Source organism: Gluconacetobacter takamatsuzukensis (assembly GCF_014174275.1).
GTDB classification, from domain to species: domain Bacteria; phylum Pseudomonadota; class Alphaproteobacteria; order Acetobacterales; family Acetobacteraceae; genus Gluconacetobacter; species Gluconacetobacter takamatsuzukensis.
Window position 1 is genome coordinate 367,524 of record NZ_JABEQK010000001.1, and the last position, 25,407, is coordinate 392,930.

Annotated in this window: 23 protein-coding genes; 15 read left to right on the top strand and 8 right to left on the bottom strand. The window is 69.8% G+C overall.

Annotation, left to right across the window (positions count from 1 at the left end):
• Positions 1-51: 51 nt before the first annotated feature.
• Positions 52-1,824, bottom strand: a complete 1,773-nt coding sequence (dhaL, locus tag HLH27_RS01655) for a dihydroxyacetone kinase subunit DhaL (protein ID WP_182947337.1) — start codon at positions 1,822-1,824, stop codon at positions 52-54.
• A 385-nt stretch (positions 1,825-2,209) separates the two neighbouring features.
• On the opposite strand from dhaL, the gene HLH27_RS01660 reads away from it, so the two are divergent.
• The 4 genes from HLH27_RS01660 to phaR all read left to right on the top strand — a co-directional run bounded on the left by HLH27_RS01660 (position 2,210) and on the right by phaR (position 5,311).
• A complete protein-coding gene (locus HLH27_RS01660) occupies positions 2,210-2,659 on the top strand; it encodes an RpiB/LacA/LacB family sugar-phosphate isomerase (RefSeq protein WP_182947338.1) in 450 nt (149 codons plus the stop codon).
• Positions 2,660-2,663: 4 nt separating this feature from the next.
• The gene (locus tag HLH27_RS01665; protein WP_182947339.1) at positions 2,664-3,734 is read left to right on the top strand and encodes a sugar-binding transcriptional regulator; all 1,071 of its coding nucleotides are present in this window, start codon (positions 2,664-2,666) and stop codon (positions 3,732-3,734) included.
• Between the two features lie 84 nt (positions 3,735-3,818).
• Positions 3,819-4,412 (top strand): glutathione S-transferase family protein, encoded by a 594-nt coding sequence (locus tag HLH27_RS01670; RefSeq protein WP_182947340.1) that lies wholly within the window; start codon positions 3,819-3,821, stop codon positions 4,410-4,412.
• 281 nt (positions 4,413-4,693) lie between these two features.
• The gene (gene phaR, locus HLH27_RS01675; protein WP_182947508.1) at positions 4,694-5,311 is read left to right on the top strand and encodes a polyhydroxyalkanoate synthesis repressor PhaR; all 618 of its coding nucleotides are present in this window, start codon (positions 4,694-4,696) and stop codon (positions 5,309-5,311) included.
• Positions 5,312-5,336: 25 nt separating this feature from the next.
• On the opposite strand, the gene HLH27_RS01680 is transcribed toward phaR, so the two are convergent.
• The 6 genes from HLH27_RS01680 to HLH27_RS01705 all read right to left on the bottom strand — a co-directional run bounded on the left by HLH27_RS01680 (position 5,337) and on the right by HLH27_RS01705 (position 10,338).
• Positions 5,337-6,419: a DUF2125 domain-containing protein gene (locus HLH27_RS01680; RefSeq protein WP_182947341.1), complete on the bottom strand. Its 1,083-nt coding sequence runs from the start codon at positions 6,417-6,419 to the stop codon at positions 5,337-5,339.
• Positions 6,420-6,726: 307 nt separating this feature from the next.
• Positions 6,727-7,497: a lysophospholipid acyltransferase family protein gene (locus tag HLH27_RS01685; RefSeq protein WP_182947342.1), complete on the bottom strand. Its 771-nt coding sequence runs from the start codon at positions 7,495-7,497 to the stop codon at positions 6,727-6,729.
• A gap of 110 nt (positions 7,498-7,607) precedes the next feature.
• On the bottom strand, positions 7,608-8,240 hold the full coding sequence (locus HLH27_RS01690) for a YdcF family protein (RefSeq protein ID WP_182947343.1): 633 nt from the start codon (positions 8,238-8,240) through the stop codon (positions 7,608-7,610).
• Positions 8,240-9,229 (bottom strand): cell division protein FtsX, encoded by a 990-nt coding sequence (locus HLH27_RS01695; protein ID WP_182947344.1) that lies wholly within the window; start codon positions 9,227-9,229, stop codon positions 8,240-8,242. The genes HLH27_RS01690 and HLH27_RS01695 overlap by 1 nt, the downstream gene beginning before the upstream one ends.
• Positions 9,222-9,902 carry an ATP-binding cassette domain-containing protein gene (locus HLH27_RS01700; RefSeq protein WP_182947345.1) on the bottom strand — a complete coding sequence of 227 codons (681 nt, stop codon included), beginning with the start codon at positions 9,900-9,902 and terminating at the stop codon, positions 9,222-9,224. The genes HLH27_RS01695 and HLH27_RS01700 overlap by 8 nt, the downstream gene beginning before the upstream one ends.
• Before the next feature lie 25 nt (positions 9,903-9,927).
• A complete protein-coding gene (locus HLH27_RS01705; protein WP_182947346.1) occupies positions 9,928-10,338 on the bottom strand; it encodes a hypothetical protein in 411 nt (136 codons plus the stop codon).
• Positions 10,339-10,515: 177 nt separating this feature from the next.
• On the opposite strand from HLH27_RS01705, the gene HLH27_RS01710 reads away from it, so the two are divergent.
• From HLH27_RS01710 to HLH27_RS01760, 11 genes are all read left to right on the top strand, one after another.
• A complete protein-coding gene (locus HLH27_RS01710) occupies positions 10,516-11,019 on the top strand; it encodes a chemotaxis protein CheW (RefSeq protein ID WP_338029821.1) in 504 nt (167 codons plus the stop codon).
• Positions 11,012-12,412 carry a CheR family methyltransferase gene (locus tag HLH27_RS01715; RefSeq protein ID WP_182947348.1) on the top strand — a complete coding sequence of 467 codons (1,401 nt, stop codon included), beginning with the start codon at positions 11,012-11,014 and terminating at the stop codon, positions 12,410-12,412. Before HLH27_RS01710 ends, HLH27_RS01715 begins: the two co-directional genes overlap by 8 nt.
• A 14-nt stretch (positions 12,413-12,426) precedes the next feature.
• A complete protein-coding gene (locus HLH27_RS01720) occupies positions 12,427-12,963 on the top strand; it encodes a chemotaxis protein CheW (protein WP_182947349.1) in 537 nt (178 codons plus the stop codon).
• A gap of 6 nt (positions 12,964-12,969) precedes the next feature.
• Positions 12,970-14,652: a methyl-accepting chemotaxis protein gene (locus tag HLH27_RS01725; protein ID WP_182947350.1), complete on the top strand. Its 1,683-nt coding sequence runs from the start codon at positions 12,970-12,972 to the stop codon at positions 14,650-14,652.
• A gap of 9 nt (positions 14,653-14,661) precedes the next feature.
• On the top strand, positions 14,662-16,761 hold the full coding sequence (locus HLH27_RS01730; protein ID WP_182947351.1) for a response regulator: 2,100 nt from the start codon (positions 14,662-14,664) through the stop codon (positions 16,759-16,761).
• Entirely contained in the window at positions 16,758-17,834 is a 1,077-nt protein-coding gene (locus HLH27_RS01735; RefSeq protein WP_338029813.1) for a chemotaxis protein CheB, read from the top strand. Before HLH27_RS01730 ends, HLH27_RS01735 begins: the two co-directional genes overlap by 4 nt.
• On the top strand, positions 17,831-19,702 hold the full coding sequence (locus HLH27_RS01740; protein WP_182947352.1) for a response regulator: 1,872 nt from the start codon (positions 17,831-17,833) through the stop codon (positions 19,700-19,702). The genes HLH27_RS01735 and HLH27_RS01740 overlap by 4 nt, the downstream gene beginning before the upstream one ends.
• A complete protein-coding gene (locus tag HLH27_RS01745; protein ID WP_182947353.1) occupies positions 19,699-21,636 on the top strand; it encodes a response regulator in 1,938 nt (645 codons plus the stop codon). Before HLH27_RS01740 ends, HLH27_RS01745 begins: the two co-directional genes overlap by 4 nt.
• Before the next feature lie 47 nt (positions 21,637-21,683).
• Entirely contained in the window at positions 21,684-22,274 is a 591-nt protein-coding gene (gene hslV, locus HLH27_RS01750) for an ATP-dependent protease subunit HslV (RefSeq protein WP_182947354.1), read from the top strand.
• A complete protein-coding gene (gene hslU, locus HLH27_RS01755; protein WP_182947510.1) occupies positions 22,274-23,587 on the top strand; it encodes an ATP-dependent protease ATPase subunit HslU in 1,314 nt (437 codons plus the stop codon). The genes hslV and hslU overlap by 1 nt, the downstream gene beginning before the upstream one ends.
• Before the next feature lie 264 nt (positions 23,588-23,851).
• A complete protein-coding gene (locus HLH27_RS01760; RefSeq protein WP_182947355.1) occupies positions 23,852-24,295 on the top strand; it encodes a SufE family protein in 444 nt (147 codons plus the stop codon).
• A gap of 11 nt (positions 24,296-24,306) precedes the next feature.
• On the opposite strand, the gene HLH27_RS01765 is transcribed toward HLH27_RS01760, so the two are convergent.
• Entirely contained in the window at positions 24,307-25,224 is a 918-nt protein-coding gene (locus tag HLH27_RS01765; RefSeq protein ID WP_182947356.1) for a DUF2272 domain-containing protein, read from the bottom strand.
• Between the last annotated feature and the right edge of the window lie 183 nt (positions 25,225-25,407).

Below are 25,407 nucleotides of genomic sequence, written 5' to 3' on the forward strand. Positions count from 1 at the left end.
GTGACTGTATCGTTGGTGTTTCCTGCCGGGCGTTTTTCCTGGAGACGCCGGTCAGGCCGCGTCGATCCTTGCCAGGGCCTCGGCCAGCGTTTGCAGGATCAGGCAGCAGGAGGTGGCGCCGGCATCGAGGACGCCGCGCGAGCGCTCGCCCAGGCGGCTGGCGCGGCCGATGCGGGCGACGAGGTCGATGGTGGAATCGCGGCCTTTTTCGGCAGCGGCCGAGGTGGCGGCCAGCGCGGCCTTCAGGCCCTGGGCCTCGGCAGCGTGGCAGGCTCGGACGGCGGGGACGAGGGTGTCCATGAGCGTCTTGTCGCCCACATCGGCGTTGCCCAGCGAGCGGATGCCCGCTTCGGCGCCGTCGAGCATGAGGCCGAAGACCCGGGCGTCGATATAATCGGTGTTGGCGAGCGGCAGGGCCATGCCGGCGAAGAAGCGCCCGTAGAGCGGGCCCATGGAGCCGCCGATTCCGGCCAGGAGGGAGTCGGAGAGGATTTGCAGCGCTTCCTGGAGCGGCGGCGGGTTGGCGCCGAGCGCCTGGCCGCAGCGTTCGAAGCCCTTGGCCATGTTGATGCCGTGATCGCCGTCGCCGATCTTGCCGTCGATTTCGCTCAGCCAGTCGCGGGCGCCGACGATCGCATCGACCAGGGCGGGGATGACCGTGCTTGTATCGCCCACGGGAATACCGTGGGCAGCACTGTATTTTTCGGCGGCGAAGACGTTTTCGACATCGGCCTGCGTCGCGGCGGCGATGGCGGGGGCTTCGACCGGCGGGGCGGTGTAGAAGGTGCCGATGCGGGTGAGGCCGATCGAGTGCGTGGGGTGGGACATCAGCCGGTCCAGCTCGGCATCGAGCTTCATGACCGTGAGGGTTGCGCCCTTCATTTCCAGGGACGTGAAGAAATTGCCCACGAAACTGTGGCGGATTTCGATCCCGCGCTCTTTCATGATGTCCGCCACGTCGGCGAAGAGCACATAGAGTTCGATGATCGGGGTGGCGCCGAGGCCGGAGAGCAGGACGACGACATCGTCGCCGGCCGCGAACGGCAGGTCGGCCAGCACATGGTCGCACATCATGCGCGCGATCTCGCGCGAGCGTTCCAGCGGGCGGACTTCGACGCCCGGCTCGCCATGATGGCCGATGCCGACTTCCATGGTCCCGGCATCGATGGTGAAGTTCGGGTGGCCGTTGGCGACGATCGTGCACGGGGAGAGGCCCACGCCGATGGAGCGCGTGTTGTCGATGGCCTTCTGCGCGGCGGCCAGGACGTCTTCGAGCGAGCCGCCTTCTTCCGCGCGGGCGCCGCCGGCCTTCCACATCAGGATTTCGCCGGCGACGCCGCGCCTGCGGGCGGCATCCTGCCTGGGCGCGGAGGCGACGTCGTCATTCGCCACCACCGATCCGACGGTGATGCCTTCGCGTGCCGCGTCGCTCATGGCCAGGCGGACGTTCATGGTGTCGCCGGCATAATTGCCGAACAGGCAGGCGACACCCGCCCCCATGTCGGCCACGCGCATCGCGTCGAGGAAGCTTGCGGCGGTGGGGGAGGAGAAGATCTCGCCGATGGCGGCGGCATCGAGCATGCCGGTGCCGACATAGCCGAGGAAGGCGGGCTCGTGACCCGAGCCGCCGCCCGTGATGACGCCGACCTTGCGCACCGGGCTGCCCTCGCGCCGGCGGACGACGCGCGGATTGTCGGTCGCGGCCAGGATGTTGGGGTGGGCCAGGAGATAACCCCGGACGGCATCTTCGACGATATGGTCGGGACTGTTGAAGATGCGGTCCAGCTTGGGAATGGAGCGGGACTTGGGATCGATGGTGTTCATGGGATTTCCCCGATGCTCGCGGACGGTATGGGCCGGCCCGTCGTTATTTTGAGATCCTGTCTGCACGGCAATCCGCCCGGCAGGTCGCCTGGTCAGGCAGGCTCTTACTCAGATGGTTCTGAACGAAAAATTACGATAAGGAACATTTGTGCTCTTGTGGATTGGGGTCTTTTAGCGGGCCCGATCGGCGTTCAGGCGATTAACGCACAGTTTCTGGCCGAAACGGTATCACTAATCTGTGAAATCATTCATGTCGGCGCTGACATTGGGCTTAACGGCTGGAACATTTGTGCGTTTTGATTTGCATTTGTGTGGTGGCCCACGCAAGAGTGGCGGGACGCGATCCCCGGGTCGGTACCGGCGGGACAGCGGTAGGGAGGACGGGATGAGAATCGCCATCGGCTGCGATGAGGCGGCCACTACACTCAAGGACATCATCAGGGACGCGGTGAGGGAGGAGGGGCACGAGGTCACGGATTACGGGACGTTCGGCGACCAGCCTGTGCTTTATCCCGATATCGCGGTCACGGTCGCGAAGGCGATCATGGCGGGGCAGCACGAGCGGGGCATCCTGCTGTGCGGGACCGGCATCGGGGTTGCCATCAGCGCCAACAAGGTGCCGGGGATGCGGGCCGCGCAGGCCCATGACACCTATTCCGCCGAGCGGGCGATGAAGAGCAATAACGCGCAGATCATCACGCTCGGCGCCCGGGTCGTCGGGCCCGAACTTGCCAAGTGCATCGTGCGTGCGTACCTGCTATCCGAGTTCGGCAATGGGGCGTCGGCGCAGAAGGTCGACCGCATTGCGCATTATGAGGGCCTTCTTTCCGCATGAACGCATGAAGGACGAGACTGACCGCCCGGCCGGTGCCTTGCCGCCCCCGGCCCCGGCCCCCGACGAGGGGGCGCGGGGCAGCGGGGAGGCGCGCAGGGGCGCGCGCGTGGAGATCTCGCCCGATCAGCTTACGGAAATCGCGGCGCTTTATTACCTCGAGCAGGTGACGCAGGAGGATCTGTCGCGGCGTTTCGCGCTGTCGCGGCCCACGATCAGCAAGTTGCTGAAGCGGGCGCGGGAGGAAGGGATCGTCGAGATCCGCGTGCGGACGCGGCCGGCCGCGTCGGCCGAGCTGGAGCAGGAATTCCGCCGGCGCTTCAGGCTCGAGCGGCTGCTGACGGCCGTGGACCAGCGCGACCAGGAGGCGCAGCGCGACGGGGTTGCCGCCCTGCTGGCATCGTATCTGGAAAGCATCCTGCGGGACGAGATGATCGTGGCGGTGGGCATGGGGCGCAATGTGGCGGCGATTGCCGACCAGGTGGGGACCCCGGTGGCGCGCGAGATCATGTTCGTCTCGGCGATCGGCGGGTCGACGCGGGCGGGCGAATATATGAGCTCGGACCATATTTGCCGGCGGCTGGCGGCCCGGTTCGGCGGCGAGAGCGAGACGTTGTATGCGCCGGCGCTGGTGGCGGACCCCGGGATCCGGCGGGCGCTGATGCAGAACGACGTGGTGCGGCGCACGCTGCACCGGGCGCAGCGGGCCGATGTGGCGCTGATCGGGATCGGCGATGTCAGCGAGGAGAGCAACATGGTCCGGATGGGCTGGTTCTCGCCCCAGGAGGTGGCCGCGGCCAAGCTGGCGGGCACGGTCGGCGACATGATGGGCTACGATTTCATCACCATCGACGGGCAGGCGGCCGATGTGCCGATGCAGGGGCGGGTGATCGGCCTGTCGCTGGAGGATCTGCGGCGGATTCCCAATGTCGTCGCGATTGCAAGCGAGAGTTCGAAGCTGGTGGCCATCATGGCCGCGTTGCGCACCGGGACGATCACCACGCTGGCGACGACGGAGACGATTGCCCGGAACATTCTCAGCCTTGATGGGGAGGGGGAGCCCGATCGGGCGCATTGATGCGCGTCGCCGATATTGGGGCGCCGTAACGGGCGATGTATGGTGGGGTCGGTTCGCGAGAGAGTGCCGGAGGATATCGCCCTGATGAAGCTCTACCATGCTCCGCTCAGCCCCTATGCGCGCAAGGTCCGGGCTGCCGCCATCCTGCTGGGCCTGGAGGCCCGGCTGACCGAGATCGTGGTGCGGGTTTCGGACTCGCCGCCCGAGGTGCTGGCGGCGAACCCGCTGTGCAAGATCCCGACGCTGGAACTGCCGGACGGCGAGGGGCTGTACGACAGCCGGGTGATCGTGGATTACCTGGACGGGCTGGCCGGTGGCGGGCGGCTGGTGCCCGCCGGGGGTGCTGCGCGCCGCCGGGCGCTGCGGATGCAGGCGCTGGGCGATGGGCTGGCCGATGCCGCGATCCTGGTCCGGACGCTGATCCCGGCCGGGCTGGCGCATGACCATCCGCTGGTCCAGCGCCAGCTTGCGGCGGTCGGGCGCAGCCTGGACCGGCTGGAAAGCGCGCCGCCCGCGCTGGAGCCGATCGATATCGGCGGGCTGTCGGTGGCCTGTGCGCTGGGGTATCTGGATGTGCGCTTTGCCGACGATCCGTGGCGGCGCGACCGGCCGGCGCTGGCGGCGTGGTACGAGGCGGCCCGTGTGCTGCCCTGTCTGGCGCGGACCGCCGTTTCGTAAGGCCCGGCGGTGTGCGGGGCGCCGCGCGCTTTGGGGCGATCATAATCCTTTCGGACCGTGGCACCGGACGGGCCCGCGCGCGTTAGGCGGGCGGGGCCGTGCGGGTTGGGCGCGGTCTGTGCATCGGACGGCCGGTCATGCTAGGCTTTCCGACCCCGGTACCCATATCCGGGGGATCGCCGTGCGGTTGCCGCGGGGGGATGGTCGTTTTCGTGTTGTTTCGCCGGCGCTTGCCCGGCGGTTGGTTTCATGCCCCGGCCACCTGCCGGCCCAGCCCGTTGATGGAGGGTATATTGCCGGATGCCAGTCGCCCGTGCGCCCCGATCGTCATCAAGAAATACGCAAACAGACGTTTGTACGACACGGAACGCTCGATCTATATCACGCTCGACACGCTGGCGGATATGGTTCGTTCTGGCAAGGATTTCGTGATTTTCGATGCCCGTACGGGCGACGACATCACCCGTGCCGTCCTGACCCAGATCATCATGGAGGAAGAGACCAAGGGGCGGGCCATGCTGCCCGCGAGCTTCCTGCGGCAGATCATCCGCTTCTACGGCGACAGCATGCAGGGGCTGGTCCCGGAATATCTGGACCAGATGATGGAGCAGTTTACCGCCAACCATCACCAGATCCGCACCACCATGCAGCGGACCATGGAGGCGTTCCTGCCCCCCGGGATGGAGCAGCTCGGCCGGCATGACATCGAGATGATGGACCGGGCGATGTCGATGTTCGCCTCGCTCTACGGGCCCGGGGCGGCGCCCGGGATGGTGGGGCTGGCGGGCGAGGCCGCGCCCGAGGGGGGCGAGAGCGTGGAAGAGGAAGTGCTGCGCCTGCGCCGCGAGGTGGCCGACCTGCGGGCCGCGCTGGCCGCGCCGCCCGCCGTGGGGGGGTGAGGGCCGCTTTTTCGGAAACGGCGTTCTACCGGATCCAGTCCATGGGGTGGCCTAGCGGCAGGGCGCCGATATAGAACATGCCTGCGCTGAGATGCAGGGGCAGGCTCAGCGGCTGGTCGGTGAGGGCGGGGGTGTCGGGCTGGGCTGGGGCGGTTGCCGGATAGCCCGCGGCCAGCCGGTCGAGCGCCGTGACCGCGCGGGCGAGGTCCGGGGACAGCGTGCCGGCCTGGTCCAGCGTCCGGACGGTGTGGCCGATGCCCGCGACGGAGAGGGTGAACGTGCCCTCGGGGCCGCCGGCCGGCGAGAGGTGGGCGTTGCCCGTGACCGACAGCGACAGATGCGTCCATCGCGCGTGCAGGGCCTGCACCAGCACGGGGGTGTCCGCGCCGCCGGGGAGGGAGAGGGTCAGGCCGGCATCGGACAGGCGGTGGGCATCGGTCGGGGCCGGGGGCAGGGGCCATGTGGGGGGCAGGTCGATCGCGGTGGCGCTGGCGGTCAGGGCCAGGCGGCTGGCGTCGGGGCCGGCATGGTCGTTCCATAATCCGTGGCCGTGCAGGTCGTGCAGTGTCAGGTCGGTCGTGCGGCCATCGGATTGCAGGATCTGGAGGGCGAGCGTGCGGGCGGCCCAGGCCGCGCGGCCTGTTGCCGCGCCGGGCGGCAGGCCGAGGGGGATGAAGAGGCGGGCGTTTTCGCTCTGGATCCGGACTGCCTGGGCGGTATAGGGGCCGGTGAGACGCGCGGCCTGAGTGCCGTCGAGGCCGATCCGGACCGTCAGCGGATGGAGCAGGGAGAGCGACAGCGTGAGGCTGGTGGCGCCCCAGGCGATGGTCCGGTTGCCGACCGGGCCATCGAGGCGCGGGTCCTGCAGGGTGAGGCGGGCCGTCAGCGGGGAGCCGCCGCGCGTGGGTTGGCCGGGGCGTATAGTCCAGCCCTGGTGGCGTAACTGCGTGCTCCAGTGCGCCAGCATCCGGTCCAGTTCGCCTTGTGCCGCCTGCCAGGCGAGGCCGTCGACGACCGCGAGGCCGAGCAGGGCGAGGGCGGCCCGGCGTGGCCATCTGCGCCGGCCGGAAGGGCGTCGGCGTGCGGGCTGGGGGGAGGGCGGTGGCATGTCGATCCTGATAAGGCACTTTCCGGACGGCCGGGAACAGATTGATTCACAAATCTTTCATGGAGTCGGGCCGGCGGGGAAAAGAGCGGGGGATCGAATTTATCCACAGTTCGGGCCAGCCGGGGGTGTGGAGCGGTGCCGGGACGGACCACCAGAGGGCACGGGCACCGGGACGGTCGGGAAAATATGTTAAAAACGGGTGTAAGTTTAATATGTTATTGCGCGTTTTTCCGCCATCCGGTGCCCGGCGGCGCGGCATGGAGTCCGGGGATGGCGGAGGGTGGCGCGGCTGAGGTCAAACGGACACTCACAGGCCCGCCGAGTGACCGGTTTGACTGCCCACAGAGTTATCCACAGGCTTGTTCGCGTCCTCGATCCTGCCGAAGCGGTTGGACAGGTCCTGCCAGCGGGCGGTGATTTCGGTGAGGATGCGGGCCTTGCCCAGGTCGGAGGGCAGGGCTGGGCCGATGGCGATGTGAATGGGGCCCGGACGCTTGACGAAGGCGTTGCGCGACCAGCGCAGGCCGGAATCGGTCGCCACGGGGACGATGGGCAGGCCGGTATGGGTGGCCATGGCGACGATGCCGGGGTGCAGGCGCCGGGTTTCGCCGGCCTGGGTGCGGGTGCCTTCGGGGAAGATCACGATCTGCCGGCTGTCGGTCGCGGCCTCGCCCGTCGCGGCCAGCAGGGCGCGCAGGGCCTTGGCGCCGTCGGCGCGGCGGACCGGGATCATGCCCGCCAGCAGGAGCATGGGGCCGACCAGGGGGATGCGCGTCAGTTCTTCCTTCATCACATAGGCCGGGCGATCGACCAGGTTCATCCAGACCAGCGTGTCGAAGGCCGACTGGTGCTGCGAGGCCAGGAGGCAGGGGCCGGCCGGCAGGTGTTCGCGGCCCGTCACCACGACCCGGATGCCGCAGATATGGCACAGGCCCGCCACCGAGAGCCGGGTCCACAATTTGGCGTAGGACAGCGCGTAGCGGTGGGCGAACAGGCGGATGGGCATTGCGGCGATGCCCATCGCGACCGTCAGCAGGACGAAATACAAATTGAACAGGCACGCGCGGACGAAAATCATGGCTGGCGGGGACATTCCGGACGGGTCGGGCACGACAGGCGTGCGATGGGGCGGCGTACATCAGAAAAACGGCCCCGAGACAAGGGTACGAAGATGGGGGCTGCCCGCCGTCAGGTCTGGCCCCTGGTGGCCATGTTGCGGGCCAGGCCCAGCCCGGCCATGAGCCATTTGTCGTATTCCGTCGCCATCAGCCGGAGGGAGGAGCCGCGCAGCGGCGAGCGCAGGGCCGGCGGGCGGACCGCATAGGGGGTGAGCGCCACGTCGGGCAGGGTGCGGTGGATTTCCATGATCGCGCGGCGGATATGGTAGCCGGCGGTGACGACGATCAGCGAGTGCAGGCCGTTCGCGCGGGCCCATTGCGCGGTTTCGTCGGCATTGCCGATGGTCGATGTCGCGTGCCGGCCCAGCGTGACCTGCTGCCAGATGCCGGGGGGCAGGCCGGCCGCGAGGTCGGGCTGGAGGGCGCCGGCGACGCTGGCGATGGTGGCGTGGGGGGCGACGCCGGAGATCAGCAATTGCCGGGCCCGGCCGTCGGCCAGCAGGCGCAGCGAGGCCTCGATCCGCCCCTGTCCGCCGGTCAGGGCCACGATGCCGTCGGCCATGGGGGGGCGGCCGGGCGCCTTGAGCGCGTCGTGGACGAACCAGGCGAAGCCTGCGCCCCACAGGAGCATGCAGCCCAGCAGCCCGGCCAGCGTGCCGTGGAGGAATCGTCGGGCCGTGCCGCCATGCCGCCGCTGCCTCATTACGGGAGGGTTCGCAGCCAGGCGCGCACCGTGGCCTGGGTGGTCAGCCAGCCGATCAGCGCGGCGGCGGGGGCAAGGGCCAGCAGGGTGGCGACCAGGGGTGTGGGCAGCGTGTGGGCCAGGGTTGTCCAGCCTGTCGCCCAGTCCGCTGTCGGGGTGGGCGGCGGCGTGGCGGAGGTGGCGAAGGGGGCGGCCACGCGCGACAGCAGCACCAGGAGCGGGAGTGCCAGCACGCTGCCGGCCAGGCCGCCGATGAAGGCCAGCAGGGCCGTGCGGCGGGCGAAGCGGCCGGCGATATAGCCGTCGGTCGCGCCCATGGCGTGGATCAGTTCGATCGGCAGGCGGCGGGCCGCCAGCCCGGCGCGGGTGGTGGCCGCGATCAGCACCACCGCGATGCCGACCACGATCGCCACCGCCAGCAGGGCGCAACTGTGCAGGCTGTCGGCCAGGCGGCCCAGGCGCTCGCCCCATTCGGCATTGCGTTCGACCAGCGTGCCGGGGGCGGTGGCCGCCAGCCGGCGGGCCAGGGCGTCGGCATCGGCAGGCCGGGCGGCCTGCATGTGCAGTTCGACGATGGCGGGGAGGGTGAGGGCGAAATCGTTCTGCTGCCCCAGCCAGGGGGCCAGCAGGGTTGCCAGTTCCGCCTTGTCCAGCCGGTGCACGCGCGCGGCGCCCGGTGTGTCGGCAAGGGCGGCCAGCACGGCGTCGGCGCGGGTCAGGGGCGGGGTGGTTTTCGCCGTCGCCGGGGCCTCCGGATCGGGGATCTGGATGGTCAGCATGGAGGCGGCGCCGCTGGACCAGCGGGCGGAGAGGATCTGCGCGCCCGTGGCACCTGCGAGTGCCAGCGCGGCGAGGACCGCCATGGCGGCGACCAGCAAGGGCAGCAGCCGGTCGGGCAGGGCGCGGCGCAGGGCCAGCCCGTCGGCCCGGCGGGCGCGGTGCCATTGGGCGAACAGGCCCGGCCGTGCCGCCCGGTCCCGGTCAGCCATTGCGTACCAGCCTGCCTTGCGCCAGTTCCAGCTCGTGGGCCGGGTAGCGGCGGATCAGCGCGTCGTTATGGGTGGCGACCAGGATCGTGGTGCCCAGGCCCGACAGGTCGCGGAACAGTTCCATCAGCCGGTTGGCCTGGTATTCGTCCAGCGCGTTGGTGGGTTCGTCGGCCAGGACCAGGGCCGGGCGGTGGATCACGGCGCGGGCGATGGCCACGCGCTGCTGCTCGCCGCCCGAAAGCTGGGGCGGGCGGGCTTCGGCGCGGGAGGCCAGGCCGACCCAGTCGAGGATCGCGTGGACTTCGTCATGTACCTCGTCCTCCGGCCGGTGTTGCAGGCGCAGGGGCAGGGCGATGTTGTCGAAGACCGGGAGGTCGGGCAGCAGCCGGAAATCCTGGTGCACCACGCCGATGCGCCGGCGCAGGCGCGCCAGCGCGGTGCGGCTGGCGTGGCCGATGTCGCTGCCCAGGATTTCCAGCATGCCGGAGGTCGGGCGCGCGCCCAGCGCCAGCAGGCGCAGCAGGCTGGATTTGCCGGCGCCCGAGGGGCCGAGCAGCCAGCGGAAACCGCCCTGCGGGACCTCGAACGAGAGCTGGCGCAGGGCGACCGGGGCCGAGGTGCCGTTGGCACCGCCGGCATCGTAGCGGAAACCGACGTCGCGGAGCCGGATCACGGGTGGGGGGCGGGCAGGCGGTGCGTCACATCTCGCGGGCCGCGACGGCGGCCAGCGTGGCGCAGAGTGCCGCCGCCGCCATCATCAGCAGCCCGTCGACCACCAGCGAATCGGCCGTGATGACGTGCGAGCCGATGATGACCTGGTGGGGGATGGTGCCGGCGACATGGGTGACGATGTCGCGCGTCTGCGGATCGGCCGAGGCGGCGCTGGTGCCGATGGCGCCGACGATATGGGGCAGGGCGGCCCAGCCCACGCCGAGGATCAGCACCAGGGGGGCCATCAGTTCCGTGACCTGCTGGACGAAATAGAAAAGCCCGTAGAAGACGGCGCATATCGCCACGCGGGCGATGCGGGCGAAGGGGAAGCGCTGCGATCCGTCCTGGCGGGACGGAAGGAATCGGTCGGTAGCGCGGCCCGAATTGAAACTGTCCATGACGGTCGGATCTCCGGCGGCGGCTGCGGCGCGCCCGATCTGCCGGGTACGCATCCCTGCCGGAGGTAGCCGTCACTTGTATTAAATGCAATCTTCGGGAAGAAAAGCAGGCAGGGAACGCGCCGGAACGGCATTGCCGGACCGGCTCGGGTGGAAGGCAGCAAAGCCCCGGTGTCAGTGGCCGTCGTCATCTTCCGTCTCGTGGATACATGCTACGGCCTGCCCGCGTCCGCGGTGCGGGAGTGCATGCCCATGCCGGCACTTGTGCGCCCCCCGGGGACGCCGCCGCCGGTGCTGGGGTTTTTTCGGCTGGGTGCCGAACGGGTGGTGGCGATCGACCTTGCGGTGCTGCTGGGCCTGCGGGGGTGGAACCCGCCGGACGATGCCGCGATGCTGTACCGCCCGTTGCTGCTGTGCGGTCCGGCTGCCGGGATGAAGGTGGCCTTCATGGTCGACAGCGTGCTGGATGTGCGGCAGATGGCAGGGGGCGTGACGGCACTGCCCGCCGACAGCATGCCGGAAGGCGGCTGGCTGGTGGGGGACGTCGAACTGGCCGGAGGAATGACCGCGTTGCTGATGGATCCGGACCGGCTGCTGATGGAACGCGAACGGCAGCGGATCGAGGCCCTGGCCCTGGAGGCGGCATTGCGCGACGCCTTGTGGGAGCGCGCGGATGACTGACCGGCAGCGTGTCCTGGAACGGCTGGCCGCCCGGATCGTCGCGCGGACCGGGCTGCATTATTACGCCGACAAGATGGACCTGCTGGAAATGGTGCTGCAGCGGCGCATGGAGGCCTGTGGCTGCGCCTGCCCGATGGATTACCTGTCGCGGCTTTCGGACGAGTCGGCGGGCGAGGCCGAGTGGCGGGCGCTGGAATCGGCCGTGACGATCGGCGAGACGTTCTTCTTCCGCTATGCCGAGCAGTTCCATGCGCTGGAACGTACGATCCTGCCCGACCTGATTACGCGGCTGCGGCCCCGGCGCACCATCCGGATCTGGAGCGTCGGCTGTTCCAACGGTGCCGAGCCCTATTCGCTGGCCATTCTGCTGCACCGGTTGCTGCGGGCGCGGGGCGAGCTGGACTGGACCGTCGATATCCTGGGCACCGACATCAGCGTCCAGGCGCTGGAGCGGGCGCGGGCCGCCGAATATGGGGCGTGGTCGCTGCGCGATGTCGGGGCGTCGGAGCGGCGGCAATGGTTTCGCCCTGCCGCGAGCGGGCGGCACTGGATCCTGCGTGATGTCTATCGCCGGATGGTGCGCTTCGAATACGGGAACATCATGGACCTGCCGTCGGGCGGGGGGCCTGCCGGGCCGTTCGACCTGATCCTGTGCCGCAACGTGCTGCTCTATTTCGAGGCGACGCGGGCGCTGGAGTTGGTGCGGGCGCTGGCGGAGCGGCTTTCGCCGCCGGGGTGGCTGCTGCTGGGGCATTCGGACCCGATCGGGGAATGCGGCGATTTTCTGGAGACCGTGACCTTTGCCGGCACGGTGGCGTTTCGCGCCGCCGGGTCGCGGCATGGGCCGGCCGCGCCGCGTCGCTGCGTGCTTTCCCGCGCGTCCGGGACGCGTCTTTCGCTGACCGCGCCGTTTCGGCCGGCAAGGGCGCGCACGCCCGATATCGTCGCCCGGGCCGACGCGGGACTGGCGCGGGCCGAGGTGCGGGTGCTGGCCGACCGGGGGGCCGTGGCCGAGGCGCGCGCCGGTTGCCGCGCGGCGCTGGACCTTTATCCGCTGGATGCCGGGCTGCATTTTCTGTCGGGCGTACTGGCGGAGGACGCGGTGGCCGCCGGGGAGGGGTTCCGGCGGACCCTCTATCTGGATCGCGAGCATGTCATGGCGCATGTCCATCTCGCCCGGCTGCTGCGCGATGCCGGGGAGGAGGATGAGGCCGAACGGATGCTGCGGCAGGCGCGGACCCTGCTGCATCGGCTTCCGCCCGGCGCCACCGTGCCGGATGGGGACGGGCTGACCGTCGCCGGGCTGTTGCGGCTGGTCGGCGGGGATGGCGCTGCGGATGGCGACGAGACGATCGCGCACGGGTCGTCGCTGCTGGCGCGGAGCGTGTCCTGACCGGTCGGGGTATCATGCCCGGGGCTGCGGGGGATGGGGATGACGCCGCGGCGCGCTATGCGGGCCGGGTGATGGCGGAGCGGGCGCGGCTGCTGGCCGCGCGCGGATATGCGCCGGCCGACGATGCGGGGCGGCGGGCGGCCGTGATCCTGGACGTGGGCGGGCAGATCTATGCCATCGACCTGCATCATGTGCTGCGCATGGCCGAGCCGGCCTGGAGCGCCATGCCCCGGCGCCCCGACTGCCCGGCTTCGGTGCGGGGCGTCTATGGCTATGTCGGCCATCTGTATACAGTGATCGATCTGTCGGTTCTGCTGGGCGGGGCGCCGATGGATCATGCCGGGGCCATGGCGCTGCTGCGCCCGGTGGCCGGCCTGCCGGTGGCGCGGATCGCGCTGCTGGCCGGGCGGACGCTGGGGGTGGACGATGTCGTGGGGGCGCCCGCCGCCGCATCCGTGCCGGGTCACCCGATGGCGGCCCTGCCGGACGGGCGGCTGGTCGCGGCGCTGGACCCTGCCCGCCTGTTTGCCGCGCGTCCATTCGGAGTCTGACCTGTCGTGACAATCGCCAATCGTCTTCTGTTCGGGTTTCTGGTCGGCGTGATGCTGATGGTGTCGATCGGCGTGTATGCGCTGGGGCAGATCCGCAATGTCCGCGACGAGATGACGGTGATCGTTACCCGGGACCTGCTCGTCTATCGGCATCTGAACCATCTGCGGGTGCTGGAGAACGACCTGGTGGCGCGGCGGCTGTCGATCCTGTCGCATTATTATGCCCGGGATTACCAGAAGGACCCGGCGATGCTGGATGCGGCGGTCGCGGACTGGACAGGGATCGACCGGCAGGCCGAGGATACGCTGGTGCAGGCGATGGCCGCCGCCAGCCAGGCCGACGACGAGGCGCGGATCGATGCGCGGCGGGCCATGTTCGCCACCATTTCGGCCCGCCTGCACGAGGCGCTGGACCAGGCGCGGCAGAATGCCGAGGCGGCGTCGGACCTGTTCGCGGCGATCCATCAGGGCGACGACGCGGCGGTGCGCCAGCAATCCGCGCGCTCGGACACGCGGGACCAGACCATCGACCGGCTGATTTCCGAGGCCGGGACCACGCTGGATGGCGGCGTGCAGGCCGGCGAGACGCAGAGCAGCGCGCTGTATGAATTCAGCCGCCGCTCGCTGATCCTGGGGCTGGCGGTGGCGGTCATCGTCGCGCTGACCGTGACCTTCTGGACCCGGCGGTCGATCCTGGCCCCGCTGGCGGCGCTGATGCGGGTGATGGAGCTGGTCGGGCAGGGGGACCTGTCGACGCATGTGACGGTCGGGGGCTCGGGCGGGGGACGGGACGAGTTCGAGCGGCTGGCCAGCGGGCTGAACCGGATGATCGACGGGTTGCGCGAGATCGCGCAGCAGAGCCGCGAGGCCACGCGCAACCTCGATGCGGCGGTGGCCGATATCCGGGCCTCTGCCCAGCAGCAGGCGGCGAGCGTGGAGGAGCAGTTTGCGGCCGTGCAGGAGACGGCGGCGACGGTGGACCAGATCACCCATTCCGGCGCGCAGATCAGCAAGCGTGCGCGGGAGGTGATCTCGTCGGCCGAGACCATCGTCCACAGTTCGGCCAGCGGGCTGGAGGCGGTCGAGGAGACCGCGCGGGCCATGGAGCGTACGCAGGAAGGGGCCGAGGCCGTGGCCTCGAACATCGTCGCGCTGTCGGAGCGGACGGATGCGATCAGCGAGATCATCACCGCCGTCAACGACCTGTCGGAACGCTCGCACCTGCTGGCGCTGAATGCGGCTATCGAGGCCGCCGCCGCCGGCGAGCATGGGCGGTCCTTCGCCGTGGTCGCGGCCGAGATGAAGATCCTGGCCGACCAGTCGCGGGATGCCACGCAGCATGTGCGCTCGATCCTCGGCGACATCCAGCGCGGCATCAATACCTCGGTCATGCTGACCGAGGAGGCGGTGAAGCGCGTTTCGGCGGGCAAGGAGCGGACCGATATCGCCTATCGCACCATCGAGCGCATGACCGGCGGTATCGAGGAAGGGGTGAATGCGTTCCAGCAGATCGTGGCCTCGACCAACCAGCAGCAGATCGGCATCGAGCAGGTGATGACCGCGTTGCAGAGCATCCGCCAGGCCAGCCAGCAGACGGCGGCGGGGACCCGCAACCTGGAGGCCTCGGCCAGCAACCTGGGCAGCCTGTCGCACCAGCTCCTGGCCATTTCCGCGCGTTACCGGACCTGACGGCCGGCCGTGGAGGCTCTGCGACAGGAACTTCTGGCGGTCTTCGAAGCCGAGTATCGCGACCATCTGCGGGTGGTGCGGGATATCCTGGCCGCCGGGCCGCTGGATGGGCGGGGGATCAGCGAGATCTTCCGGCGCGTGCATTCGCTGAAGGGCGCGGCCCGCGTCGTGGAACGCGCCGATATCGAGACGATCGCCCATGCGCTGGAGGGGCGGCTGTTCCGGCTGCTGGACGGGCAGCAGCCGGTGACGGGAGACGATCTCGCGGCCATCGGTACCGCCATGGACCAGATCGATGCCCGCATGCAGGAGATGCCGGACCCGGCAGAGGGCCCTGAGGACGGGGCGGCGAGCCCCCCCGGGCGCGAGGAGCCGGCTGCCGGCTATGTGCAGGTGCCGGTTTCGCGCCTGGATGCGCTGGTCGGTGTCGTGCACGACATGATGGGCATTGCCGAACGGCAGGAGCGGCTATGGGCCGATCTGGAGGACCTGACCGCTGCCGCCGCGCGCCGGGCCGGGCCGACGACCGACCCGGCGGCGGAGCTGGCGCGGCTGACCCGTGCGCTCGCCGCCCTGTCGCGCGAGCGGGGGCGGATCGCGGGGCAGGCCGACCGGGCCATGATGCGGCTGGACGAGGAGGTGCGGGCGGTGACGCTGGTGCCTGCCGGGACGGTCTTCGGGTCGCTGACCGGCATGGTGCGGCAGATCGCGCGCGAGCATGGCAGCGGCGAGGTGACGGTGCGCCTGCTGGGCATGGATGTGCGGGCCGACCGGCGGGTGATGCAGGCGCTGCGCGACCCGGTGATCCATCTGCTGCGCAACGCCATCGTCCATGGGCTGGAGAGCCCGGCCCGGCGGCAGGCGGAGGGCAAGCCGGCGGAGCCGGTGCTGACCCTGTCGGTGCGGATGCTGGGCGTGCGCCTGCTGGTATCGGTCGGCGATGACGGGCGGGGGCCGGACCTGGAGGCGATTGCCGCCCGGGCCGTCCGGCAGGGGCTGATGCAGCCCGACGAGCCGTGCCTGCCCGAAACCCTGCTGAACCTGGTGTTCGCGCCCGGTTTTTCCACCCGGGCGGCGGCCGACCGGCTGTCCGGCCGGGGGATGGGCCTGTCAGTGGTGGCCGAGGCCGCGCGGGCCTTGCAGGGGTCGGTGCGCATGGAGGCGGGCGCGCCGTGGGGGACGGTGGTGACGATGGCCGTTCCGGTCTCGCGCCGGCAGCGCACGACGCTGGTGGTCGAGGCCGGGGATGTGACCGTGGGCGTGCCGGGGCGGGTGATCGAGCGGCTGGCGCGGGTGCGGCAGGCCGACGTGCGGATGGTCGATGGCCGCGCCTATTTCGCCCTCGACCGGCGGCGGGCCGCGGCGGGGGGCGGGGCCGCGGAGGCCGTGCTGGTGCCGGTGGTGCCGCTGGCGGCCTTTCTGGGCCGGCCGGATGCGGCGTTGCCGGTACATGACGGGGCGCTGTCGGTCGTGGTGCTGGCCATGGCGGATGGCGGGTGCTGCGGGTTTGCCGTCGACCGGATGCGCGAGGTGCGGGTGCTGCATATTTCCGACGCCGATGCAGTCGGGCTGGACAGCGAGCTGATCCCCGGTGTCGGCTGGCCGCGCGGGGATCGGCCGGTCTTTGTCCTCAATCCCGATACGCTGCTGGAGCGGTGGCAGAAGGCGGGCGGCACCGGCGGGCATTTCGACGGTGCCGAGGATGCGGGGCCGGGGGGCGGGGAGGCGGCGCTGCGCCGGGTGCCGGTCGTTCTGGTGGTTGACGATTCGATTACCACACGGACTCTCCAGAAGACGATCCTGCAGACCCACGGCTATGATGTGCTGCTGGCGACGGATGGGGTCGAGGCCCTGTCGCTGCTGCACCGGTCGCCGCGTCGGATCGACGTGATCGTGACGGACGTGGAGATGCCGCGGATGGATGGTTTCGCATTGCTGGACGCGGTCAGGTCGGACCCGCGCCTGTCACGGATTCCGGTGGTGCTGATGACGTCGCGCAACGAGGAAGCCGATATCAGGCGCGGGCTGGAGGGCGGGGCCCGGGCCTATGTCACCAAGCAGGGGTTCGAGCAGGGCGAGCTGCTGGACATCATCCGGGGTGTGCTGTGACCGGGCCGCGCGTCAGGGTGCTGGTCGTCGAGGATTCGGCGGTGGTGCGGCATGTGCTGGTACGGCTGATCCGCGACGATCCGCGGCTTGAGCTGCTGGAGGCGGTGGAGACGGCCGAGGAGGCGCTGCGGCTGGTGCCGATGCTGCGGCCCGACGTGATTTCGATGGATGTGCGGCTGCCCGGCATGGACGGGCTGGAGGCCACGCGGCGCATCATGGCCGAGTGCCCGACGCCGATCGTGATCGTGAGCGATTCCTCGACCGATCCGGCGCTGCGGATCTCGATGAACGCGCTGCGTTCCGGCGCGCTGTCGGTGGTGCAGAAGCCGGCCGGCTGGCCGGTGGATGCCGCCGGGGGAGCGGCGATCGCGACCCAGCTCTACATCATGAGCCAGGTGCCGGTGATCCGGCATCGGCTGCATTATGGCGCGATCGTGCCCGATGCGGCGCCGCCGCCGCCGCGCCTGCGGCCGCGCCTGGTCGGCATGGCGGCGTCGACCGGGGGGCCGCAGGCCTTCGCGCATATCATGGGTGCGCTGCCGGCCAGCTTCCCGTGGCCGATCCTGCTGGTGCAGCATATGGGCACGGGGTTCATGGAAGGGTTCGCCGCCTGGCTGGATACCCAGACCCGGCTGCCGGTCGGGCTGGCGCGGCAAGGGGAGATCATGCGGCCGGGGCATGTCTATGTCGCGCCGGCCGAGGCGCACCTGACCCTGGGGCTGGGCGACGAGATCCGGTTGATAAAGGCGGCCCCGCTGGCCGGGCAGCGGCCGTCGGCCACCGCCCTGTTCGCCTCGATGGCGCGGGTTGGGGCCGGGGCGATCGGCGTGCTGCTGACCGGCATGGGCGAGGACGGGGCCGTGGGGCTGCGCGACATGCGCCGGGCGGGCGGATATACGATCGCGGAGGATCGGAGCACGTCGATCGTGCATGGGATGCCGGGGGCGGCCGAGCGGATCGGCGGGGCGTCGATCAGCCTGCCCCTGGGGCAGATCGCGCCGCATCTGGTGGCCGTCGCCTCCGCCGCGTCGCCCCTGCCGGTGGCGGCCGGGATGGAAGGGCGGGGACCATGACCGACGCATCCGCAGACGCGGTGCCGCCGACGCTGCTGCTGGTCGAGGATTCCGACACCCAGGCGCTGCGGATACGGCGGATGCTGGAAGGCCATGGTTTCGCGGTGACGCGGGTGGCCAGCGGCGAGGCCGCGCTGGATACGCTGGATACGCGCATCCCCGACCTGGTGGTGGCCGACTACCACCTGCCGGGCATGAATGGCGGGCAGATGGCCCGCCAGCTGCGCATGAGCGCGGCCACCCGCATGATCCCGGTGCTGATGCTGACCGAGGGGGGCGAGCCGGGGCTGGAGCGCGAGGGGCTGGAGAGCGGCGCCGACGCGTATGTTCCCAAATCGGCCGAGCCGGACCTGATCGTGTTTCGCATCCGCGCGCTGCTGCGCGAGGGGGCGGGGGCCGGCAGCGGGCAGCGGGATGCCAGCCCGCTGTTTCGTCGTGCGCGGATCCTGATCGTCGGCGGTGAGGGCGCGCGTGCGCATGCGGTGGCGGCGCTGGCGGCGCTGATGCGCAATGACGGGCATGACGTGACGGTGATCGGCTATCCCGGCGCGATGGAGCGGGACGACTGGTTCGACCCCGCGCGGGCGCCGGACTGCGTGGTGGTCGACCTGGTGTCCGACCGGTTCGACGGCATCGCCTTCTGCCAGGAGCTGGACGATCTGCGGCAGGATGTCGTGGTGGCGGGTGGCGGCGCGCCGCGGATTCTGGGGCTGAGCGGGCCGGGGGCGGCGCGCGGGGTCTTTCCTGCCCGGGCGTTCGAGGCCGGTGTGGACGATATCGTGGCCGACGATATCGAGCCCGATGTGCTGGCCCTGCGGATTCGCGCGCTGGTGCGGCGCAAGCTGTTGCAGGACGATGTGCGGCGCATCGACCTGGACCGGCAGGCGCGCGAGATCGCGATCGAGGCCGCGCGGGCGGAGGCGGCGGCGATTGCGTCCAAGGCCTCGCTGGCCGAGGCGCTGGAGCAGGCGAATGCCGAGCTGGCCGATGCCAATCGCCGGCTGATCGAAACCCAGGGCAAGCTGGTCCAGACCGCCAAGATGGCGTCGCTGGGCGAGCTGGTGGCCGGCATCGCGCATGAAATCAACAATCCGCTGGCCTTTATCCTGGCCCACAAGGACACCGTGGCCCGCCTGCTGGCGCAGGTGATCGCCGAGGAGCCGGCCACGGATGGAGACGGGGCCCGGCACGCCGTGCTGATGAAATGCCGCGACCGTGTCGAATCGATGAGCCTGGGGCTGCGGCGGATCCAGAACCTGGTGCTGAACCTGCGGAAATTCTCGCGCCTGGACGAGGGGCTGTTCCAGGTGATCGACGTGCCCGAGGCGCTGGAGACGGTGTTGGCCCTGCTGACGCAGAAATTCGGCAACCTGATCGTTGTGGAGCGGGATTATCGCGCGCCCGAGCGGCTGTACTGCCAGTCCGCGTTGCTGAACCAGGTGATGATGAACATCATCAGCAATGCCGCCGATGCGATCCATTCCATGCTGGAGGATGCCGGGCAGGGCGGCGACCCGGCGGGCCCGGCGCGGGGGATCATCCGGATCGGCACCGAGCTGCGGGTGAGCGAGGTGACGGGCGAGCAATCCTATGTCTTTATCGTGACGGATAATGGGCCGGGCATTCCGGCCGAGGTGAAGGAGCGGATCTTCGAGCCGTTCTTCACCACCAAGCCCGTCGGCGCGGGGACGGGGCTGGGGCTGGCCATCGCCTATAGCGTGGTACAGGCCCATCACGGGACGATCACGATCGCCGATGCGGGTGCCGGGGGAGGACAGGGAAGCGTGTTTACCATTTCGGTGCCCTGGCAGCCGCATTTCGAGGCGATGGCCGAGCCGGCCCACGGCATGACGGAGATGCAGGCGTGACCGACCGCCCCGTCGTGCTGCTGGTGGATGACGAACCCGAGATCCTGGTGGCGCTGACCGACTTGCTGGAGGACGGGTTTACCATTCTCTCGACCACTTCGCCGGTCGAGGCGCTGGAGATCCTGGCCCGGCGGCGGGATGTCGATGTCATCGTGTCGGACCAGCGCATGCCCGAGATGGGCGGCGACGTGATGCTGGCGCGCGCGCGGGGCCTGTGCGACGCGCAGGCGATCCTGCTGACCGGCTATGCCGATATCGGCGCGGTGGCGGCGGCGCTGAACCAGGGGCGGATTTCCTTCTATTCGCACAAGCCCTGGGACGGGGATGCCCTGCGCGCCATGGTCGTGCAGGCGGCGCATCGCCACATGCTGGAAGGCGAATTGCAGACCGAGCGGATGCTGCTGCGCGGCCTGCTGGGGAACCTGCGCGCGGGGCTGGCCTTCAAGGACCCGGACGGGCGCTTCATCCGGATCAACCGCAAGGCCGCCGCCTTTTATGGCCGGGACGAGGCCGGCTGCCTCGGCCAGCGCGAGGAGGATCTGTCGGACCCTGCCCTGCTGCCCGCGCTGCGCGCGGCCGAGGCGCGGCTGGAGGCCGAGGGGCGGGACGAGGAGGTGATGCCGGTATCCGGCCCCGGCGGCAGCGTGACCTGGCGGGAATTCACGCGCGCGCGGCTGGGCGTCAACAGCCGGGGGGAGGCGTATTCGGTCCTGATCAATCGCGACATCACCCGCCAGCGGGAGATGGAGGCCCGTCTGCGCCAGGCGGAGAAGATGCAGGCGCTGGGTACCATGGCCGGCGGAATCGCACATGATTTCAATAATCTGCTGACTGCGGTGATGGGGTCGCTGGAGCTGGCCGTCGATATGGGCGAGGGGCTGGACGACCGTACGACCCGTCTGCTGGAAAATGCCATGGGCGCGGCGCGGCGGGGGGCGGACCTGACGCGCCGGCTGCTGAATTTCAGCCGGCCACGGGATTTGAGCCTGCAACCGGTCGACGTGAACGCCCTGCTGCGCGGGATGCATGACCTGCTGGTGCAGGGTGTTGCCGCGCGCAGGCGCGAGGGTGCGGCGTCGCGCCTGCCGGTCGAGATCGGGATGGAGATGACGGACCCGGCCGGCGACGTGCCGATGGTGCGGACCGATGCCGGGCAGCTGGAACTGGCGCTGCTGAACCTGTGCCTGAATGCCAGCGATGCCATGCCGGATGGCGGCGCGATCATGCTCTCGACCCAGGTGGCGCGGCTGGATGCGCCGGGGGCCGGGGGCGACATGCCCCGGGACGACCTGCCGCCGGGCGAGTATGTAGTGGTGTCGGTGGCCGACCAGGGTACCGGCATGGCGCCGGAGACGCTGGCGCGGATCTTCGAGCCGTTCTTCACCACGAAGGATGTCGGGCGGGGGACCGGCCTCGGCCTGTCGATGATCTATGGTTTCGTGCGGCATGCGGGGGGCGACGTGCGCGTGACCAGCGCGCCGGGGCAGGGGACGCGGGTGGATCTGTACCTGCCCGTCCATCGGTGCCCGGCGGCCACGCTGGATCGGCCCGAGGCGCTGGGCCCGCTGCCTGTCCGCGAGGGGCTGCGGGTGCTGGTGGTGGATGACGAGGATACGGTCAGGACCGTGACGGCCGGTTTCCTGCGCGGCATGGGACACGAGGCGATCGAGGTGGCCGGCGGTGCGGAGGCCCTGGACCGGATCGCCGCGATGGCGCCCCACCAGCCCGACCTGGTGGTGCTGGACGTCATGATGCCGAAGATGGGCGGCGAGGAGGCGGCGCGCCGGATCGGGGCGCTGTGCCCCGACACCCGGATCCTGTTCCTGACCGGCTATGCCGACAATGCCGTGTTGCCGGAGGATGCGCTGGTGCTGCGCAAGCCCTTCACGCAGGCCCAATTGTCGGGGCATGTCGCCCGCGCGATGGGCGGATGATGGGGCGGCTCTTGTCCTGAGGCGCGAACGGCCTATTTCTGTCAGTCATGCAGAACATACACGCGACCCCCCATGATCCAGTCGGCTGGCATGGAACGACGATCCTGTGCGTGCGACGCGGCGCGCAGGTGGCAATGGCCGGTGACGGGCAGGTGACGCTGGGCGCCACCGTCATCAAGGGCAATGCCCGCAAGGTGCGGCGCATCGGGCCGGCCGGCACCATCCTGGCCGGTTTTGCCGGCGCCACCGCCGACGCCTTTACCCTGCTGGAACGGCTGGAGGCCAAGCTGGAGCGGTTTCCCAACCAGTTGGAACGGGCCTGTGTCGAACTGGCCAAGGACTGGCGGACGGACCGCTATCTGCGCCGGCTGGAGGCGATGATGGCGGTGGCCGATATCGAACGCTCCTTTACCCTGACCGGCAATGGCGACGTGCTGGAGCCTGAGGACGGGATCATCGCCATCGGCTCGGGTGGCAATTATGCCCTGTCGGCGGCCCGCGCGCTGGCCGGGGTCGATGGCCTGTCCGCTGCCGAGATCGCGCGGCGGGCGATGCGGATTGCCGGCGAGATCTGTGTCTATACCAACCATTCGGTGATCCTGGAGACGCTGGGCGAAAAGGGCGGGGAGAACGCATGATGGATATTCCCAACCATTCCCCGCGCGAGATCGTCTCGGAACTCGATCGTTTCATCATCGGCCAGGGGGACGCCAAGCGCGCGGTCGCCATCGCGCTGCGCAATCGCTGGCGGCGGGCGCAGTTGCCCGACGGGATGCGCGACGAGGTGGTGCCCAAGAACATCCTGATGATCGGGCCGACGGGCTGCGGCAAGACCGAGATCGCCCGCCGGCTGGCGCGACTGGCGCAGGCGCCGTTCCTGAAGGTGGAAGCCACCAAGTTTACCGAGGTCGGGTATGTGGGCCGCGATGTGGAGAGCATCGTGCGCGACCTGGTCGAGGTGTCGCTGAACATGCTGCGCGACCTGCGCCGCCGCGACGTGCAGGCGCGGGCCGAGCAGGCCGCCGAGAACCGGCTGGTCGATGCGCTGGTGGGCGAAGGGGCCTCGGCCGATACCAAGGGCAAGTTCCGCCGCATGCTGCGCGCCGGCGAGCTGGAGGAGAAGGAGGTCGAGATTTCGGTCGCCGATGCCCAGGCCCCCGGCATGGGTGAGATGCCCAACATGCAGCCCGGCACCGTCATCAACTTCTCCGACATGATGAAGGGGCTGATGAACCGCGTGCCCCAGCGCCGGCGCATGAGCGTGGCGGCGGCGCGCGAGGCGCTGACCCGCGAGGAAGCGGACAAGATGCTGGACAATGATGCGCTGGTCGGCGAGGCCGTGGCGCATGCCCAGGACCATGGCATCGTGTTTCTCGACGAGATCGACAAGGTGTGTGCCCGGTCGTCGGAAAGCGGGTTCCGGGGCGGCGACGTCTCGCGCGAGGGCGTGCAGCGCGACCTGCTGCCGCTGATCGAGGGGACGACGGTTTCGACCAAATACGGGCCGGTGAAGACGGACCATATCCTCTTCATCGCCTCCGGCGCGTTCCATATTGCCAAGCCGTCGGACCTGCTGCCGGAGTTGCAGGGGCGGCTGCCGATCCGTGTCGAACTGGCGCCGCTGACGCGCGAGGACCTGCGGCGGATCCTGACCGAGCCGGAACATTCGCTGCTGAAGCAGTATACGGCGTTGCTGGGGACCGAGGGGCTGGACCTCGATTTCTCGGACGACGCGGTGGATGCGCTGGCGGAGCTGGCCGCGGACATCAACGAGCGGGTCGAGAATATCGGGGCCCGGCGGCTGGCGACGGTGCTGGAGAAGCTGCTGGAGGATGTGTCCTTCACCGCGGCCGACCGGTCGGGCCAGACCGTGCGGATTACCGCCGACGATGTGCGCGATCGCGTGGAGCCGCTGGCCAGCAAGGGAGACCTGAGCCGCTTCATCCTGTGAGTTTATGCCCGGAAACGCGCGCTGGCGGCGATCCGGCGCGCGTTTACTGTGCTCCGATGCTCACGGCCCGTATGGCCGCTCCGCTTCGGTGCTCGGAAACGCACGACGGGCGCGGCCCCTTGGGCCGCTCTCGCTCGCCAGTCCGCGTTTCCGGGCACAAACTGCGTGTTCACGGCGGGGGGCGGGTCGTGCGGGGTTCAAGCGGGTGGGGATGTGTTTTAGTCTTTGCCTGTTCATTTGCTTATTCTTTGTCAGGTAGCCTTGATGACCGATCCCTTCGTCTTGCCCCAGGACGAGACTGCCGCCGCCGCGATTGCCGCGATCGGCGAGGAACTGGACCTGTTCGATGACTGGATGCAGCGCTACCAGTACATCATCGAACTGGGCCGGACGATGCCGCCCTTTCCCGCCGAATGGATGGACGATGCCCATCGCGTGCCGGGTTGCCAGAGCCAGGTCTGGCTGGAAATGACGGCGCGCGACGGCGTGCTGTTCTTTGCCGGGGCGTCGGATGCCGCCATCGTCTCGGGCCTGGTGGCGCTGCTGCTGCGGGTTTATTCGGGGCGGAGCGCCGACGAGATCCTGGCGACCGATTCCGGCTTCCTGCGCGAGCTGGGGCTGGTGCAGGCGCTGTCGACCAATCGCGGCAACGGGGTGGAGGCGATGGCGCGCGCCATCCGCCATGCCGCCGCGCAGGTCGCGGCGTAGGACCCGGCGCCTTATTGGTGGTCCGGAGGCTCGGCGTCGGCGTCGTACAGCACCTGTAGCACGACGCACCACGGGTAGCGTGGGTCGTAGCTGTGGCCGGTGGCGTCGGCCAGCTTGCCGTCCGGCCCGACGGGGACGTGGGTCAGGGCCACCGCGTCGTCGACATTGCCGCCGATGATGCTGATCTGGTGGCCGAAGGGCTGCCCGGTCTGGTTGGTGGCGACGACGATGCCGCAATGGGCGGGGAAACCGTATTGCGTCGGCAGGTTGGCGAAACGGACCGATTTGCTCGCACCCCGGCCGACGCAGATCAGGTCGCCCAGTGCCGGGGCGTAGGAGGCGGGGTCCTGCGCGCGGACGCCGCTTTCGGTGCCGGCGGCGGCGGCGTTGATATAGGTGGAATGGTTGGGGGAATAGGCGAAGCGGTCGTTCGCGCCGGCCACCCGCATGACGTAGGAAATGAAGGCCGCCGACCAGGCGAACATGCCGTCATGGACATAGTCGGTGATTGCGCCGTCGGTATTGTGCTTGCCGGTCCAGGCGACCTCGCTTTCGCCCGGGTCCTGGCCGATCCACCAATATTCGCCCACCCGCTGCCACAGGCCGGGCATGCGTTCCGGCTTGACGGTCGCGCTCTGGGCTTCGGGGCGCTGTTCGGGGTCGTCGTCATCCACCGGCTGGCCGAACATCCGCCATTCCCGCATCGCGATCGCCGCGACGCCCTGCCGGGTGAAGGGCTCGAAATTGCGGGTGGCGAAGTCGGGCACGTGGTCGTCGACCGCCAGTGCGCCCTGGCCGGCCGCATATTGCGCCGAGGGCGTGTGGGCGGGATGCGGAGAGGGATAATGCGGGGCGCAGGCTGCGAGGAGCGCCAGGGGCGCCATCAGGGTGATCGTGCGTGATGCCGTCGGGGCGACCTTGCGCGACATTGCTTCGCTTCTCCATTCAGCGCGGGCCGGCGCGTGTCGCGCATACGACGGCCGCCCCCTACCCATAGGACGCGGCGCGTGGCGGGAAAAGAGGCGCCATGGGCGGACGGGGTGGGCCGGCGGGACCGTTCCGGGGTGGCTAGCAATATTATGAAATGTTTTTTCATTGTCGCGTGGCCGGTT

Coding starts and splice junctions, on each gene's coding strand:
- HLH27_RS01660 (WP_182947338.1), top strand. CDS start 2,210: ATGAGAATCGCCATCGGCTGCGATGAGGCGGCCACTACACTCAAGGAC.
- HLH27_RS01715 (WP_182947348.1), top strand. CDS start 11,012: ATGACTGACCGGCAGCGTGTCCTGGAACGGCTGGCCGCCCGGATCGTC.
- HLH27_RS01690 (WP_182947343.1), bottom strand. CDS start 8,240: ATGAGGCAGCGGCGGCATGGCGGCACGGCCCGACGATTCCTCCACGGC.
- dhaL (WP_182947337.1), bottom strand. CDS start 1,824: ATGAACACCATCGATCCCAAGTCCCGCTCCATTCCCAAGCTGGACCGC.
- hslV (WP_182947354.1), top strand. CDS start 21,684: ATGCAGAACATACACGCGACCCCCCATGATCCAGTCGGCTGGCATGGA.
- HLH27_RS01670 (WP_182947340.1), top strand. CDS start 3,819: ATGAAGCTCTACCATGCTCCGCTCAGCCCCTATGCGCGCAAGGTCCGG.
- phaR (WP_182947508.1), top strand. CDS start 4,694: ATGGAGGGTATATTGCCGGATGCCAGTCGCCCGTGCGCCCCGATCGTC.
- HLH27_RS01760 (WP_182947355.1), top strand. CDS start 23,852: ATGACCGATCCCTTCGTCTTGCCCCAGGACGAGACTGCCGCCGCCGCG.
- HLH27_RS01695 (WP_182947344.1), bottom strand. CDS start 9,229: ATGGCTGACCGGGACCGGGCGGCACGGCCGGGCCTGTTCGCCCAATGG.
- HLH27_RS01685 (WP_182947342.1), bottom strand. CDS start 7,497: ATGATTTTCGTCCGCGCGTGCCTGTTCAATTTGTATTTCGTCCTGCTG.
- HLH27_RS01740 (WP_182947352.1), top strand. CDS start 17,831: ATGACCGACGCATCCGCAGACGCGGTGCCGCCGACGCTGCTGCTGGTC.
- HLH27_RS01680 (WP_182947341.1), bottom strand. CDS start 6,419: ATGCCACCGCCCTCCCCCCAGCCCGCACGCCGACGCCCTTCCGGCCGG.
- HLH27_RS01765 (WP_182947356.1), bottom strand. CDS start 25,224: ATGTCGCGCAAGGTCGCCCCGACGGCATCACGCACGATCACCCTGATG.
- HLH27_RS01705 (WP_182947346.1), bottom strand. CDS start 10,338: ATGGACAGTTTCAATTCGGGCCGCGCTACCGACCGATTCCTTCCGTCC.
- HLH27_RS01720 (WP_182947349.1), top strand. CDS start 12,427: ATGCCCGGGGCTGCGGGGGATGGGGATGACGCCGCGGCGCGCTATGCG.
- HLH27_RS01665 (WP_182947339.1), top strand. CDS start 2,664: ATGAAGGACGAGACTGACCGCCCGGCCGGTGCCTTGCCGCCCCCGGCC.
- hslU (WP_182947510.1), top strand. CDS start 22,274: ATGGATATTCCCAACCATTCCCCGCGCGAGATCGTCTCGGAACTCGAT.